14 protein-coding genes are annotated in these 14,686 nt (G+C 65.8%); 5 read left to right on the top strand and 9 right to left on the bottom strand.

All coding sequences use genetic code 11. The features are described from left to right. The first annotated feature begins 36 nt into the window (after nt 1-36). Complete coding sequence (locus ACIQC0_RS11190; RefSeq protein WP_400534939.1) at nt 37-615, top strand: CGNR zinc finger domain-containing protein; 579 nt, start codon at nt 37-39, stop codon at nt 613-615. On the opposite strand, the gene ACIQC0_RS11185 is transcribed toward ACIQC0_RS11190, so the two are convergent. Genes ACIQC0_RS11185 through ACIQC0_RS11165 form a run of 5 tightly spaced genes read right to left on the bottom strand, consistent with a single transcriptional unit; the run spans nt 564 to nt 6,316 of the window. Continuing rightward, on the bottom strand, nt 564-1,625 hold the full coding sequence (locus ACIQC0_RS11185; RefSeq protein WP_400534937.1) for a LacI family DNA-binding transcriptional regulator: 1,062 nt from the start codon (nt 1,623-1,625) through the stop codon (nt 564-566). The genes ACIQC0_RS11190 and ACIQC0_RS11185 overlap by 52 nt on opposite strands. Further along, a complete protein-coding gene (locus ACIQC0_RS11180; protein ID WP_377216312.1) occupies nt 1,625-3,109 on the bottom strand; it encodes a glycoside hydrolase family 1 protein in 1,485 nt (494 codons plus the stop codon). The genes ACIQC0_RS11185 and ACIQC0_RS11180 overlap by 1 nt, the downstream gene beginning before the upstream one ends. Further along, nucleotides 3,106-4,032, bottom strand: a complete 927-nt coding sequence (locus ACIQC0_RS11175) for a carbohydrate ABC transporter permease (RefSeq protein WP_377216313.1) — start codon at nt 4,030-4,032, stop codon at nt 3,106-3,108. The genes ACIQC0_RS11180 and ACIQC0_RS11175 overlap by 4 nt, the downstream gene beginning before the upstream one ends. Then, on the bottom strand, nt 4,029-5,021 hold the full coding sequence (locus ACIQC0_RS11170) for a carbohydrate ABC transporter permease (RefSeq protein ID WP_377216314.1): 993 nt from the start codon (nt 5,019-5,021) through the stop codon (nt 4,029-4,031). The genes ACIQC0_RS11175 and ACIQC0_RS11170 overlap by 4 nt, the downstream gene beginning before the upstream one ends. Nucleotides 5,022-5,023: 2 nt before the next feature. Next, nucleotides 5,024-6,316, bottom strand: coding sequence for an ABC transporter substrate-binding protein (locus ACIQC0_RS11165; protein ID WP_377216315.1), 1,293 nt, complete (start codon nt 6,314-6,316; stop codon nt 5,024-5,026). Between the two features lie 245 nt (nt 6,317-6,561). Here ACIQC0_RS11165 and ACIQC0_RS11160 point away from each other — a divergent pair, with 245 nt between their 5' ends. Next, nucleotides 6,562-7,962, top strand: a complete 1,401-nt coding sequence (locus ACIQC0_RS11160) for a Tat pathway signal sequence domain protein (RefSeq protein ID WP_377216316.1) — start codon at nt 6,562-6,564, stop codon at nt 7,960-7,962. Here ACIQC0_RS11160 and ACIQC0_RS11155 read toward each other — a convergent pair. The 3 genes from ACIQC0_RS11155 to ACIQC0_RS11145 all read right to left on the bottom strand — a co-directional run bounded on the left by ACIQC0_RS11155 (nt 7,942) and on the right by ACIQC0_RS11145 (nt 10,353). After that, on the bottom strand, nt 7,942-8,301 hold the full coding sequence (locus ACIQC0_RS11155) for a hypothetical protein (protein WP_377216317.1): 360 nt from the start codon (nt 8,299-8,301) through the stop codon (nt 7,942-7,944). The two genes, ACIQC0_RS11160 and ACIQC0_RS11155, sit on opposite strands and share 21 nt — an antisense overlap. A gap of 98 nt (nt 8,302-8,399) precedes the next feature. Then, nucleotides 8,400-8,990, bottom strand: a complete 591-nt coding sequence (locus ACIQC0_RS11150; RefSeq protein WP_400534933.1) for a hypothetical protein — start codon at nt 8,988-8,990, stop codon at nt 8,400-8,402. Nucleotides 8,991-8,994: 4 nt separating this feature from the next. Continuing rightward, nucleotides 8,995-10,353: an MATE family efflux transporter gene (locus ACIQC0_RS11145; RefSeq protein WP_400534931.1), complete on the bottom strand. Its 1,359-nt coding sequence runs from the start codon at nt 10,351-10,353 to the stop codon at nt 8,995-8,997. 68 nt (nt 10,354-10,421) lie between these two features. Here ACIQC0_RS11145 and ACIQC0_RS11140 point away from each other — a divergent pair, with 68 nt between their 5' ends. Beyond that, nucleotides 10,422-10,856, top strand: coding sequence for a DoxX family protein (locus ACIQC0_RS11140; RefSeq protein ID WP_400534929.1), 435 nt, complete (start codon nt 10,422-10,424; stop codon nt 10,854-10,856). 194 nt (nt 10,857-11,050) lie between these two features. Then, nucleotides 11,051-12,031 (top strand): acyl-CoA thioesterase, encoded by a 981-nt coding sequence (locus ACIQC0_RS11135; RefSeq protein ID WP_400534927.1) that lies wholly within the window; start codon nt 11,051-11,053, stop codon nt 12,029-12,031. Here ACIQC0_RS11135 and dnaB read toward each other — a convergent pair. Continuing rightward, entirely contained in the window at nt 12,028-13,410 is a 1,383-nt protein-coding gene (gene dnaB, locus ACIQC0_RS11130) for a replicative DNA helicase (protein ID WP_377216322.1), read from the bottom strand. The genes ACIQC0_RS11135 and dnaB overlap by 4 nt on opposite strands. A 663-nt stretch (nt 13,411-14,073) precedes the next feature. On the opposite strand from dnaB, the gene ACIQC0_RS11125 reads away from it, so the two are divergent. Further along, nucleotides 14,074-14,640, top strand: a complete 567-nt coding sequence (locus ACIQC0_RS11125; RefSeq protein ID WP_377216323.1) for a hypothetical protein — start codon at nt 14,074-14,076, stop codon at nt 14,638-14,640. The last annotated feature ends 46 nt before the right edge of the window (nt 14,641-14,686 follow it).

Below are 14,686 nucleotides of genomic sequence, written 5' to 3'. Positions count from 1 at the left end.
CCCTGACACTACGCTTCCCCCTGGTAAGGAGTCAAGATGGTCTTTGCCCCTGACACCGAGATGGCGCTGCGCACCGTGGTGAACCTCATTAACTCCGCAGCCAACGGCAGCGAAGGGCTTGCTTCCGTGGCGGACCTGGACGTGTTTCTGGAGGAGGAGGGATTCACGGGTTCCCGCACGCGGGACGCCGCGGAACTGGCCAGCGTGCATGCGCTCAGGGGCCAACTGGCGGAATTGTGGACCGCGGACCAGGCTGCCGCCGTGGAGATCATCAACCGGCTGCTCCGGGAAGCCAACGCACTCCCCCAGCTGGTCCGGCACGACGGCTGGGACTGGCACCTGCACGCCACCACGCACGATGCACCGCTGGCGGACAGGATGAGCACGGAGGCGGCCATGGCCTTGGCGGATGTGGTCCGCGGCAAAGAGATGGACCGGCTGCGAAGGTGCGAGGCGGAGGACTGCAACGCGGCAGTGCTGGATCTCAGCCGGAACCGGTCAAAGCGGTACTGCGACACCGGGAACTGCGCCAACCGCGTGCACGTCGCGGCCTATCGAGCCCGTCAGGCCGCCGGGGGCGGGGTGCTGCCGCGCACCACGAGCTCAGCCGGGTAGATGACCGGTTCCAGGTGCAGCTCCGGATCATCGATGGCGCGGATGAGGAGCTGGCCTGCCGTGGCGGCCATGTCGACCATCGGCTGGGTCACCGTGGTGAGGCCCAGCCCATTGGCGGCCAGGAGGGCATGATTGTCGAACCCCACCACGGCCACGTCCTCCGGAACCTTCCGGCCGTCGCCCTGCACTGTTTCAATGACGCCCAGCGCCATCAGGTCAGAGGCGGCGAAAACACCGTCCAGCCCGGGCGACCCAGAGAACAGGTCCCGTGCCGCTTCGGCGCCGCCCGCCGTCGTGAAGTCCCCGTGGATGACGGGGCCGGGCTGCAGCCCGGCCTCCCGCAGCCCCTGCAGCCATCCTTCCAAACGGTCGACGGCGGCTGTCATGTCGGCAGGGCCGGCCACGGTCCCGAGCCGGGTGCGACCGGTGGCGGCCAGGTGCCTGGCTGCCAGCCGGCCGCCCTCAAAGTTGTCCAGGTCCACGTACGGGAGTCCGAAGCCCACTGCCCAGGGCCGGCCGATGAAGACGGTGGGCAGGCCGGCCGTGCCGAGGGCTTCCGCCCAGTCGTCGGCCTTGTGGAAGGACACCACGATGGCCCCGTCCACATGGCCGCCCCGCAGGTACCGTATGGTGCGCGCAGAGTCGTCCCCGGCACGGGACATGAGGAGGACCAGCTGCATGTCCGTCTCGCGAAGGGCCTCGTTCACGCCAGTAATGACGGCTGCGAAAAACGGATCCATCATGACCCGTGCATCCGGCTCCGGGATGACCAGCGCGACCGAATTGGTTCGCTTAGTCACCAGGCTCCGGGCCGCGCGGTTCGGCGTGTATCCGAGTGCCACGATGGCGGCATCGACGGCGGCCTGGGCTTCCGGGCTGACCTTCAGCCCGCCATTGATCGCCCTGGACGCGGTGGAGCGGGAGACTCCAGCGGCCGTGGCAAGATCCTCAAGCGTCGGACTGGGCCGCCCGGCCTGCAGGAGGCCGGACCGGCGGGACTTTTCGTTCATTACACTGACAATACGACACCCGGCTCCGATGGGGGGACGGCGCTGCTGCTGGCCGGAACGGTATTGGAAGCCGCCACCGCCGAGTACCACAAGGCGCTGGCCTTAGGGATGCGTTCCTGCGTTGCGTAGTCCACCCGGACCAGACCGAAGCGCTGGTGATAGCCGAAGGACCACTCGAAGTTGTCCAGCAGGGACCAGGCAAGGTAGCCGCGGACGTCCACGCCGTCTGCGATGGCACTATGAACTGCCTGGAGATGGGATGCAAAGAACCCCAGCCGGTTTTGGTCGTCGACGAACCCCGCGTCGTCGGGGACATCCTCGTAGGCTGCACCGTTTTCCGTGATATAAACGGGGATCCCTGCCGGACCCGTGTACTCCGCCTGCAGCCGGTTGAGCAGACGCCGCAGACCCTCCGGCTGGACCTCCCAGCCCATTCCCGTCACCGGCAGGCCGCGGGGTACCGACCGCGCGCCGTCAGCTGCCACGAAGGGTGAGGACACCGGGCGGGCAATCTGTTCGGGAGCCGCCGTCGTCTGCGCGCCGGCTTCTTCTCTCACGTCCACCGGGTCCTTCGTGAGGGATTCCCCGTGGTAGTAGTTGACGCCCAGCAGGTCCAGGGGCGTGGAAATGGTCTCCAGGTCCCCGTCCTGCACCAGATCAGCCAGTCCAAGGTGCGCAACATCAGCCAGCAGGTCGGCCGGGTACTCCCCCCTGAACAGCGGGTCCAGGAAAATCCTGTTGAACTGCCCGTCGATGCGCCTGGCCGCATCCCTGTCCCCCGCACTGCCGGGATCCCGCGGATCCGGGACCGTCAGGTTCAGGGTGATGCCCAGGTTTGCATCCGGGTCCACCCGGCGGAGTTCCCGTGCTGCAAGTCCATGCCCAAGCAGCAAATGGTGGGCGGCAGCCAGCCCTGCCCGAGGGTCCTGTCTTCCCGGCGCGTGGATGCCGGCCGCATAGCCAAGGAACGCCGAGCACCACGGTTCGTTCAGGGTGGTCCAGATCCGTACGCGGTCACCCAGGACGCCGTGCATAAGGGCCGCGTACTCGGCGAAACGGTAGGCCGTGTCCCGGTTGGCCCAGCCGCCCTTATCTTCCAGCGCCTGGGGCAGGTCCCAGTGATACAGGGTCAGCCAGGGCGTAATGCCCGCTGCCAACAGCTCGTCCACCAGGCGGGAGTAGAAGTCGAGGCCTTCAGGGTTGGGGGTGACACCGTCGGGCATACACCGCGCCCAGGACGTGGAGAACCGGTAGGCCTTCATGTTCATGTGGGCCATCAGGGCAACATCCTGCTTGTAGCGCCGGTAGTGGTCGCAGGCAACGTCGCCGTTATGGCCGTCAGCCACCGCACCGGGCTGGCGTGCGAAGACGTCCCAGATGGAGTCCTGCCGCCCGCCGGCGTGTGCTGCACCTTCGATTTGGTAGGCAGCGGTTGCCGCGCCCCACAGGAAGCCCTCCGGAAACGGAAGTTGGGTGGAACTCATCCTTTAACTGCTCCTTGCATAATTCCAGATACGAGCTGCCTGCCTGCCGCAATAAAGAGGAGCAGGAGCGGGACGGTGGCCAGGACGGCGCCGGCCAGGACCACGGAGTAGTCCACGAAGTGGGCCGCCTGCAGCAGCTGCAGGGCCACCGGGAGGGTGGGGTTTGACGGGTCAAGGACGATGAACGGCCAGAAGAAATTCGTCCAGGTGGCCACGAAGGTGAACAGCGCGAGCATGGCCGCGGCCGGGCGGGCCGCCGGGAATCCAATGTGCCAGAACGCCTGGATCATGGACGCCCCGTCCATCCGCACGGCCTCGATGAGCTCATCAGGGAGGGCGTCACGCAGGTATTGGGTCATCCAGAATACGCCGAAGGCCGTAACAACGCCCGGGACGATGACGGCCCAGAGTGAGCCGGTCCAGCCGAGCTTGGACATCACGATAAACAGCGGGACCACGCCGAGCTGGGTAGGAACAGCCATGGTTGCGATGACAAACACCAGCAGCCCCTTGCTGCCGCGGAAGCGAAGCTTGGCAAAGGCGAAGCCGGCCAGGGTGGAGAACACGACGACGGATGCCGCGGTCACGCACGAGACGATAAGGCTGTTGCCCATCGCCTTCCAGAACGGAATGCTGTCAAAGACTTTCGCAGCGTTGGCCAGGAAGTTCCCACCGGGCAGCAGCGGGATGCCACGGCTCAGCACGGTGTTGTCATGGCTGCCCACCAGGAAAGACCAATAGAGCGGAAAGAGGGACGCCAGGAGCACAGCACCCAGGAAGCCGTAGGTAAGGAAGCCGGGCCTGCGGGCACTGCCGTGGCCGGACCCGCCACCCTTGGCACCCCGCGCACCCGGTCCCCGCCGTGCTGCCGCCCGGGCGGCCCCCTTTCCGGCCGTCTGCTCAATCATGGGAATGGAGCTCACTTGCGGCCTCCCTGGCTTGCGATGCGCTTGGTAATGAGGAAATTGAGCAGCGCGATCAGGACGATAATCACGAAGAGCAGCCAGGCCACGGCAGAAGCCCTGCCGAAGTTGCGCTGGCCCCAGCCGAGTTCCCAGATGTACATCGTCAGCGTCTGCCACTGCCTGTCCGCACCGCCCAGGCCGGACTGGTCAAAGACCCGCGGTTCGTCGAAGATCTGCAGGCCGCCGATGGTGGAGGTGATCACCACGAAGATCACCGTCGGCCGCAGCATGGGGACGGTCACGGAGAAGAACTGCCGCAGCCTGCCGGCGCCGTCGATGGTTGCCGCTTCAAACACATCCCGCGGTATGGCCTGCATGGCTGCGAGGAAGATCAGCGCGTTGTAGCCGGTCCAGCGGAAGTTCACCATGGTGGCGATTGCCAAGTGGCTTGCAAGGGAATCAGAATGCCACCGGACCGGGTCCAGCCCTGCAGCCTTCAACATCTCGTTGATCAGCCCGAACTGGTCTGCAAAGAGGTTGTTGAAGATCAGGCCCACCGCCACCGGCGCAACGACGAACGGGACCAGAACCCCCATCCGCCAAAACGTCCTGGCCCTCAGGTTCGCATCCAGCACCGCCGCGATCATCAGGGCGATGACGACCTGGGGAACGGAGGACAGGATGAAGATGCTGAAGGTGTTACCCACCGCATTCCAGAAGTAGGGCTGGGCTACAACGAAGCCGTAGTTTTCCAGGCCCGTGAACTTCCCCTGCCCGCCAATGAGATTCCAGTTGTGCAGGGAAACCCATGCTGTGTACACCAGCGGGAAGAGTCCGGTGACAGCAAACAGGAGGAAGAACGGCGAAATGTAGAGGTAGGGGGACAGCCTGACGTCCCACTTGGAGACCTGCTGGGAGAAGGCCAGGCGCCGGACATCGTTCGTCCCTACCGGAGGCAGGGACTGTCCCCCGGCCTTCCGGGGCTTGACCCGGTCAGTGACAGCCATGCTTAGAGGGACTTCACTGCGGTGACGAACTTCTCCCAGGAGGAAGCGGCGTCGTCCGACTTATCAACGTCCACACGCGTGAGGGCCTGCTGCATGGCGTCATTGATGGCGAAATACTTGGTTCCCTTGAAGGGCGTCACCGAAACAGCCTTGGCACGTTCGGCGAAGATCTGGCCGGTGGGCGCGCCGTTGAAGAACTCGTTCGTCTGGCCCAGCAGCTCGCTGCTTTCCAGTGCTTCCTTCTGGCTGGGGAAGGTGCCCTTGGCGGTGAATGCCTTGATCTGCTGCTCAGGAGCCGTCAGCCAACCTGCCAGTTTCTTGGCCTCGGCCTGGTTCCCTCCCTGGGTGGGAACCGTCAGGTAAGACCCGCCCCAGTTTCCGCCGCCGCCGGGGAAGACGTTGGCGACGTCCCAGCCGGTGACCCCGGCCGCGTTGCCCTCGATAACTCCGAGCATCCAGCCCGGGCAGAGTGTGGTGGCAAAGGCGCCGGTCTGGAAACCTGAGGCCCAGTCCTCGCTCCACTGGCTCAGGTGGGCGGACAGCCCGTCCTCGGTGGAGGCTTTCAGGACCTGGTTGTACGTGTCCTTGACCTTCTGGTTCTCCGTGGCGATGACGGTGCCGTCCTCCTCCTCATAGACCTTGTCAAGCTGGTTGCTCATACCCTGGTATATCGCCCCAGCCGAGTCGAACCATGCGGAATCGGGGCTTGCGGCCTTGAATTTCTTGCCCGCTTCGAAGTAGCTGTCCCAGGTGGTGCCCAGCATTTTGGCGACCTCGGCGCGGTCCGTGGGCATGCCCGCCTTCTTCAGCAGCTCGGCGTTGTAGCAGACGGCCTCGGGGCCTGAGTCGGTTCCGTAGCCCAGCAGCTTGCCGTCGGCGGTGGTGGCAGCCTCCGCCTTCCAGTCCAGCCAGCGCCCTTCGACAGCAGGATCCTTCAAGTCCGCAAAGCGGTCCGGATACTCCAGGAGCTCCGGAAGCCAGTCCACCTCTACGGCCTCTATGTCGGACAGCCCTGACCCGGCGGCCAGGCGTGTAGTGAGGTTGTCCCGGGCTTCGTTAGTGGTGGCTGCTTTCTTGTGCTCGATGGTGACATTCGGATTCAGCTCTTCATATTCCTCAAAGAGCTTTTCGTAGCCGAATTCGTTGAACGTGCCCACCGTGAGGGTGACGGCCTCGGAACCGGTAGCGTCGTCCGCGCTGGCCTTCTCAGGGGATGAGGACCCACAGCCAGTGAGGGAGAGGGCAAGGCAGGCGGCCGCCGCCGAAAGCACGGAAAACTTGCTGGGATTTTTCACAGGATAAGACTCCTTTGTCAAAGATTCGTTTCGGTCCCGCTGGGACAGACGGTGGAGGTGCCATGGCTGGGATGGAGCCTGGCGATGGAGTACATAGTGGTGGGAGCGCTCTCACCAGATCGTGTCCCACTTCACAGCGTCTTGTCAAGGGGAGGCGCTGGCACCCGCCAAGCGTCGGACTCTTGACCATGGGAGCGCTTCCACCTAGGCTCTGTCGGGACATTCATCTCGACGACGGAGTCCCCATGACCATCAGTCCCACCCCCCGGCAACTGGCCCGCCGCACCCTGCTGATTGCAGCTTCGGCGGGCTTGGCCACCTTCGCCGCGCCGTCAGCCATGGCCCAAGCCGCTAACGGATTGCCCCGGACCCGCCCGCACCGGCAACCACCAGTCCGCAGTGCGCTGAACTTCCTCGACTCGATGACCGGTGCCTACGCGGAGACCCTCCACCAGCCCAGGCTTCCGCAGAGCTACGCCGACGAGCTGGGGCTGTTCTCCACCGCCTTCGTCTACGACTCGGCACTTGCGATCGTTGCAGCCATCCCCGCCGGCCGGCTCGACCTGGCCCGGACCATCGGTGACGGTCTCCTCTATGCACAGACCCACGATCCGGCACACAGCGACGGCCGGCTGCGCCAGGGTTACAACGTTGGGCCGTACACCTTCTACGACGGAACCCGGAACGAGCACGGCCTGGTTCAGCCTGATGGGACGGCCAACATCGGCTGGCAGTTCGGCTTCCTCGGGACAGCAGTCGGGGACATGGCCTGGCCCGGAATTGCCCTGGTACAGCTCCACGAAGCCACAGGAGAGAAGTCATATCTTAGGGGCGCTCAGCGAATCGCGGACTGGATCACCACCCGGGCGATCAACGAAGGCACCCTTGGCGGATTCAGCTTTGGCGTCGACGCCGCGGATCAGCGGATTCCCAACGTCTCGACGGAACACAACATCGACTCGGTGGCGTTCTTCACGATGCTCCACCAGGTCGACGGTGACGCACGCTGGCTCGAAGCGGCCAACAGGGCGTCACGCCTGGTTGAAGCCATGTGGGAACCGGCGGAGGGTTTCTTCTACACCGGCTCCAACGACGGGTCGACAATCAACCGTCATCCCCTCCCGCTGGACCCGCAGACCTGGAGCTGGCTCACGCTACAGGAGCAACGCTTCGCAGGGTCCCTCGACTGGGCGGAGCGGACACTAGGCACAACGGACGCTGCGACATCAGAGTTCTCCGAGCTGCCAGCCGGCTTCGCCGTTTCCGGAGTGACGTTCAGCTCGGCCAGCCTCACTTCGACGGCCGTTTACAACAACCGCCAGGTCGCCCCGAACGGCGTCTGGTTCGAAGGCACCGCGCAGCTGGCCACCGCGCTGACTGACCGCCGCGCCCCGCGGGACCGTGCCCGGGCCAACCAGCTGCTCCAAGAGCTTCGCAGAGCCCAGGCAGAGCTGGGGGGAAACCAACATGTTGGTGGTACACCGTTGGCGCCGGGAGGGCTCGTCGCCGCTTCCAGCCTGATCGACTCCGGATTCGGGTTCGGCTACTTCCAGATCCAACACGTCGGCGCGACAGCGTGGTACGTCATGGCCGAACTCGGGGTGAACCCCATGAAGCTGGGAGGGTTAGCGGTCAGCGGGACTTGAGGCGCCGCCGTCGGACGCTGCCGGCGGCTCCTGTCCGCCCTGGGCGCCGAAACCGTGGGCGGGGCGTTTCGAGGAGAGGTTCACGCCAGAGCCCTTGCCCAGGTGCTCGGCGTTTTCCTTGTAGCTCATGGAGAGCATGGCCGCGATCACCAGGGTGACGATGAAGGCGATGCCGGCGCCGGTGAACGCGAGGTCGAAACGCGGCTCGCGGGCGCTGCCGCCCGACGCGAAAATCAGGACGGCCACGAACGCCACAACGCCCCAGAATGCGGAGAACATCAGCGGCCCCTTCACCGAGGTCCGCAGGTTGCGCGGTTTGCCTGGATGCTGGTCTGCCACGGTGATTCCTCCCTGCAGGCGGCGCGTGGCCAGCCTGGATTGCGTGATGTGGTTCCCGGCATTGTTTCTACAGGAAGTAGAACCGGGTCCTTCCTAGTTTACGGCTTCGCCGCAGTGCCGCGGGCATCGTGCCGCAGGGTCAGTCCGGCCAGGATCCACAGGACGCCCGAGATGATCGCGCCGCCCCCAGTGACGCCCAGCAGCGCATGCGCGCCCAGTGCGGTAAAGAAGGGCAGGGCCGCAGCCGTTCCGAGTCCGATGACGCCGGAGGCGATCCAGTCGCGCGCCAGGAGATGCCGGCCGCGGAACCTCAGGCCACACGCCAATTCCAGGGCTCCGGCAACGCCCAGGCCGAGCGCGGCGATCACAGCGTAGAGCAGGTCACCATTCAGGAGTACGACGGCGAAGCCCGCTCCGGCGAGCACGGAACCGGCGGCGGACAGCAGCTTCCCCGGGGTGGACTTCGGGGCGAATCCCGCCGCCGGGACGCCCCGCAGGACGGTCAGGCCGGTGGCCAGCAGGTAGAGACCCCCGGCCCAGCCCATCACTTCGATGGAGGGAGAGGGCCAGAAGATCGTCACCGCGCCGAACACCAGTGCCGCTGCGGAGCGGAGCACGACGGGCTTCCAGAGGTCCGCCCGGGGGTTGGTACCGGCGGTCGTACCGGATGGTGTCAGTGGTTGTGTCACCGGTTCAGTTTAGTGCGCCCGCGCCGGAGACCATCCACCGGTCGGACCGGGCCCTGAACCCCAGGGTCAGGGCCCGGGCCGCCATGTAGCCAAGTGCGAAGGCGGCCCAGAGCCAGCCCAGCCCGGCCGGTCCGGCGGCGCCGGACAGTGCTACAGCGCCCAGCAGCGGAGCGTACGCGGCAACGTTGACCAGGCCTGCGAGGGCAAGGTAGCGGGCGTCGCCCGCGCCGATGAGCACTCCGTCCAGCACAAACACGTATCCGGCCACGGGCTGCCCCACCGCGACAACCCACAGTGCCATGGCGAGCGCCCACTGCACCTGCGGATCCGGGCTGAAAAGACGGCCCACCCAAGGCGCAGCAGCGGCCAGCAGCATGCCCGTAACGATGCCCATGCCGATGCCCCAGCGGGTCATGGTCCGGGTCAGGAGCCTGGCATGTTTTGCGCGGCCGGCACCCAGTTCCTTACCGATGAGCGCCTGCGCGGCGATGGCCAAGGCGTCCAGTCCGAAGGCCAGGAAGGAGAAGATCGTCAGGGCCAGCTGGTGGGCCGCAAGGTTCACCGTGCCCTGCGCCGTGGCAACCAGGACCGTGGCAAGGATCGCCAGGCGCAGGCTGAGGGTCCGGAGCATCAGCCACGATCCGACCCCCGCCATCGCACGGACACCGCGCCACGAGGGCTGCAGCGTGACGCCCTGGCTGGCGGCGTACCGCCGCACCATTAGCACATAGACCAGGGCCATGGCCCACTGGGCCACGCTGGTGCCGGCGGCCGAACCCGCCACGGACCAGTGCAGGCCGTAGACCAGCCAGAAGTTCAGGACAATGTTCAGCCCGAATCCTGCGGTGGCCACCACCAGCGGGGTCCGGGTGTCCTGCAGCCCGCGAAGCACGCCGGTCCCCGCAAAGACCAGCAGCATGGCCACGAGTCCGGGCATCGACCAGCGGAGATACTCCACCGCAAAGACCCGCACCTCCCCCTCGGCACCCAAAAGGTCCACGAGCGGTCCGGCAGCGGTAAGGCCGGCCACGGCGAGGGCCGAACCCAGGACCAGGGCCAGCCATACGCCGTCGCGTCCAGCCGCGAGCGCCTTGTCCATGCGCCCCTCCCCCACGGCGCGCGCAACGGCGGGGGTGGTTGAGTAGGCGAGGAACACCATAAGTCCGACGGCGGTGTGCAGCACCGCGGTCGCCAGGCCAACGCCTGCCAGTTGAGCCACGCCGAGATGGCCCACGATGGCCGAATCCGCCAGCAGGAAAAGCGGCTCAGCTACCAGGGCGCCGAAGGCCGGAACGGCAAGCCGCAGTATGTCCCGGGCATGGCGGCGGGCGGGCGGCGCTGTGGTGTGGGACGGGGTGGGCACGCTGCCAGCTTAAACTGTGTCCACGTCACGTTAGTTGACACTTCAACGATTGGTGGAATACTTGAAGTATGAACCAATCGAGCCTTACCACCACCGCTATTACCGCCCTGCGCATCGTCCTCGGCTTCCTCTTCGCAGCCCACGGCTGGCAGAAGTTCAACGAATGGACCATTGCCGGCACCCAAGCTGCTTTCTCTAAGATGGGCATCCCGGCGGCCGAGGTGGCAGCTCCCGTCATCGCCGTGCTGGAACTCGCCGGCGGCATCGCCCTGATCCTGGGCGTCCTGACCCGCGTTGTCGCCGCCCTCCTGGTGGCCGACATGCTCGGCGCCCTCTTCCTGGTCCACGCCGGCGCCGGCGTCTACGCAGACAAGGGCGGCTACGAGCTGGTCCTCCTCCTCGGCGCAGCAGCCTTCGTGCTGGCCCTGACCGGCGCCGGCCGCGTGTCCGTCGACCGCGCACTGTTCGGCCGCTCGCAGTCCAAGCTGGCCGTCCTCGCGTAACCCCACCCGACGCTCTCTCACTTAACGCCCCCAACACCCGACGCTCTCTCAGTTAGCGGCAGTGGTGGGCCAACGCTCTCTCACTTCCGGCCGTCTTTCGGCTGCGAAGTGAGAGAGCGTTGCGGCTTAAAGCGCATCAAGTGAGAGAGCGTCACAAGTGGGGCGGAGCGGGACCACGTTCTACAGTGGGCACCATGACTGAGACCGGCCCGGCCAACTCCGTGACCCTCCGCTTCCTGGCAGCGCCCATGGACGTGGGCCACAGCGGATCCGTCGACGCCGGGACCGTTCTCGAATGGGTGGACAAGGCCGCATACGCCGCCGCGGTCGGTTGGGCCAAGTCCTACTGCGTCACCGCCTACGTGGGCAATATCCACTTCGCCGACCCCGTGAACAGCGGCGACATGGTGGAGGTGGAAGCCACCATCGTCTACACCGGCCGGTCTTCAATGCACATCCGCACCGTGGTCTCCTCCGGGGATCCCAAGGGCGGACCGGCAAGAATGCGCAGCCAGTGCCTGGTGATCTTCGTTGCTGTCGGCGAGGACGGAAAGCCCGTCCCCGTCCCCCAGTTTGCACCACGCACTCCGCAGGAAGTCGAGGAGCGCGACCATGCCCTGGCGCGCATCAAGGTGCGCGAGCAAATCGTCGAAGCCATGAACCGTCAGGAATATACCGACGCCGGCACCGCCGAACGGGTGACCCTGCGGTTCATGGCGGCCCCCACGGACGTGAACTGGGGCGGCAAGGTCCACGGCGGCATCGTGATGAAGTGGATCGACGAGGCCGCCTATGTCTGCGCCTCGCGCTACTGCGGCCGGGACACCGTCGCGGTGTTCTCGGGCGGCGTCCGCTTCTACCGGCCCCTCTTAATTGGCCACGTGGTTGAGGTGGAGGCGCGCCTGGTCTACACCGGCACCAAGGGGATGCATATCGCCGTCCATGTCCGCTCGGGCGACCCCAAGGGCGGTGAGCTTCAGCTCACCACCTATTGCCTCACCGTCATGGTGGCGCGCGACGACGAAGGCACCTCAGTGCCGGTGCCCGCCTGGGTGCCGGTCAGCGAGGAGGACAGGCGGCTGCACGCGCACGCGCTCGAGTTGCTGGAAATCCGCGGAACTGCACCGGGCAACAGGCTTCCGAACCACCTGCTGGCGCAGGCGGGCGAAGCCTAGAAGCCGCCGCCGCCGGCGTCTCCGGCCATGTTGGCGAACCGGGAGTAGTGGCCCTGGAAGGCCACGACAATGTCCTTGGTGGGGCCGTTACGGTGCTTGGCCACGAGGATGTCGGCCTCTCCGGCGCGCGGAGACTCCTTGTCGTAGACGTCTTCGCGGTGCAGCAGGATGACCATGTCCGCATCCTGTTCGATGGAGCCGGACTCGCGGAGGTCCGACACCATGGGACGTTTGTCTTGGCGCTGCTCCGAACCACGGTTCAGCTGGGACAGCGCGATGACCGGCACCTGCAGTTCCTTGGCGAGGAGCTTGAGGGCACGCGAGAATTCGGAGACTTCCTGCTGGCGGGACTCCACCTTCTTACCGGAACTCATGAGCTGCAGGTAGTCCAGGATGACCAGCTTCAGGTCATGCTGCTGTTTCAGGCGGCGGCACTTGGCCCGGATCTCCATGAGGGACATGTTGGGGCTGTCGTCGATAAACAGCGGCGCGTCGTTCATCCGGCCCATGGTGGTGGCGATCTTGGACCACTGCTCGTCCTTGATGGTGCCTTTGCGGAGGTCCTGCAGCCCGATGGTGGCCTCAGCTGACAGGAGGCGCATGGCGATCTCGTTCCGGCCCATTTCGAGGGAGAACATGACGGTGGAGAGGTTGTTCTTGATGGCCGCGGAGCGTGCGAAATCCAGTGCGAACGTCGACTTACCGACGGCCGGGCGGGCCGCGATCACGATCATCTGGCCGGGGTGCAGGCCGTGGGTCAGCTCATCCAGTTCATAGAAGCCGGTGGGCACGCCGGTCATGCCTTCCCCGCGGTGGCCGGACGCCTCGATCTCATCCACCGTGGATTCCATGACGTCCTTGAGGACCACGTAGTCCTCTGCGGTGCGGCGTTCGGCCACGGCGTAGACCTCCGCCTGGGCCTGGTTAACCAGGTCCTCCACTTCGCCGTCCGAGCCATAGCCCAGCTGGACGATCTTGGTGCCGGCATTCACAAGGCGCCGGAGTACAGCCCGTTCGGCAACGATTTCCGCGTAATAACCGGCATTGGCAGCCGTGGGAACGGTCTGGATGAGTTCGTGCAGGTAGGCCGGGCCGCCGATCCGGTTGATCTCGGCCCGCTTGGTCAGCTCATCGGAGACCGTCACGGCATCCGCGGGCTCACCGCGGCCGTAGAGGTCGATGATGGCTTCGTAGATGGTTTCGTGAGCTGGCCGGTAGAAGTCCTGTCCGCGAAGGATTTCCACCACATCAGCGATCGCGTCCTTGGAAAGCATCATGCCGCCCAGGACGGACTGCTCGGCGGCGATATCCTGGGGAGGCTTCCGGCCCGCGTCCGATCCCCGGGTGGTCTCGACCGTATCCAAGTGCGCGATTGACAATGCTGCCGTCCTCAATTTGTACCGGCCCCGGGGGCGCCGATAGTTGTCCATCCTGCCGGGCCGGCCCCGGATCCCCGCCTCTGGTTCTCCACGCCCGCCCTACCTGCACAGGTATACCCGCCTGCACCGACAACGGCCGCAGACCGGAGGCGGGAATGGTTATCCCCAGTGTCCACAGGTTTTCCACAGGGGTCGCTTCGCCGGTCCTTCACAGGTGCCGCAGACCGCTTTGTGGGGCGCGCGCACGGCAGTGGAAAACGGGTACCCCGCAACGGTAGCCGCCCTTCGATGCCCTGCAAAGCCGGAAGGCCGGACAACGTGTGGATAACCTGTGCACTACGGGGCATAGCTTGTGCACAGTCTGTGGGAAAGGCTGTGGACAAGGAAAAAGTTTGCCGCCTAATATCGCGCTGACCTGCGGATACATCCATTCCAGTCTGTGGAGTAAATATTTCTTCTGTGGAATTTCATCCACAACCGGAGGCGGCTCCGGACAGTGTGAAGGAGGGGCTGACCACTCCTCGGCGGGTCGTTCCGCCAGTCCCCGACCCTCTACATGCCCTCGGAGGACCGGACAGATGCCGGGCGGCGCATGGAGGGCCATCATCCATGCAGCCCAGTGAATATTGCTGTGGATAACCCTGGCTGGCCTAAGCTTGGAATATGGGTGAAACGCTTGTGGTCCCTGTCCTGATCCTCCTGGCAGTGGCTGCGGGGGTACTGCTTGTTGCCCGCGCAGCGGCGAGGCGGAAGTCAGTCGCGGGCCCGCCGGTACCTGCCCCCAACGCAGTGGAGCTGGCCCGGGCCGCTGCCGCCAAGCTCTCTGAGGACGAGCACCGAAGGCTGTACGCCCTGATCGCCCAGGGGCAGGCCATGGCGGCCATCAAGCTGTATTACGAAATCAGCGGAGCCGGCCTGCGCGCCTCCAGGGACGCCGTCGGCGCCCTGGCCGCCCACCCGCAGCCCTACCGAAGCCCCGAAACTTCGCCGCCCGCCGTCGAGGAGGACGAGGACGAACCCGAGCGGTTCCCCTACCGGTACCGTGCCATTGCCAGCAAGGGCGACGTGACCCGGGAAGTCAGCAGCAACATGCTCAACGACGAGATCTACGGCAGGATCCGCACCTTGGCCCGCAGTGGCGACCTGGAAGGCGCTGCGGCGGCCCTCAGCCGGCACTCGGACATCACACTGGTCCAGGCCAGGGAGTTCATCTCCCTCCTGGAGGACTAGGAACGCCGCGGCCCCCGGAACTCTGCAGTTCCGGGGGCCGCGGCGT

The sequence above is a fragment of the Pseudarthrobacter sp. NPDC092419 genome, from assembly GCF_044755045.1.
GTDB lineage: Bacteria > Actinomycetota > Actinomycetes > Actinomycetales > Micrococcaceae > Arthrobacter.
This window is presented reverse-complemented; position numbering and strand designations above follow the sequence as displayed.

What these genes read in the sequence shown, in the direction of transcription:
- ACIQC0_RS11125 (WP_377216323.1), top strand. Translation starts at nt 14,074, where the DNA reads ATGGGTGAAACGCTTGTGGTCCCTGTCCTGATCCTCCTGGCAGTGGCT.
- ACIQC0_RS11170 (WP_377216314.1), bottom strand. Translation starts at nt 5,021, where the DNA reads ATGGCTGTCACTGACCGGGTCAAGCCCCGGAAGGCCGGGGGACAGTCC.
- ACIQC0_RS11190 (WP_400534939.1), top strand. Translation starts at nt 37, where the DNA reads ATGGTCTTTGCCCCTGACACCGAGATGGCGCTGCGCACCGTGGTGAAC.
- ACIQC0_RS11140 (WP_400534929.1), top strand. Translation starts at nt 10,422, where the DNA reads ATGAACCAATCGAGCCTTACCACCACCGCTATTACCGCCCTGCGCATC.
- ACIQC0_RS11185 (WP_400534937.1), bottom strand. Translation starts at nt 1,625, where the DNA reads ATGAACGAAAAGTCCCGCCGGTCCGGCCTCCTGCAGGCCGGGCGGCCC.
- ACIQC0_RS11180 (WP_377216312.1), bottom strand. Translation starts at nt 3,109, where the DNA reads ATGAGTTCCACCCAACTTCCGTTTCCGGAGGGCTTCCTGTGGGGCGCG.
- ACIQC0_RS11135 (WP_400534927.1), top strand. Translation starts at nt 11,051, where the DNA reads ATGACTGAGACCGGCCCGGCCAACTCCGTGACCCTCCGCTTCCTGGCA.
- ACIQC0_RS11160 (WP_377216316.1), top strand. Translation starts at nt 6,562, where the DNA reads ATGACCATCAGTCCCACCCCCCGGCAACTGGCCCGCCGCACCCTGCTG.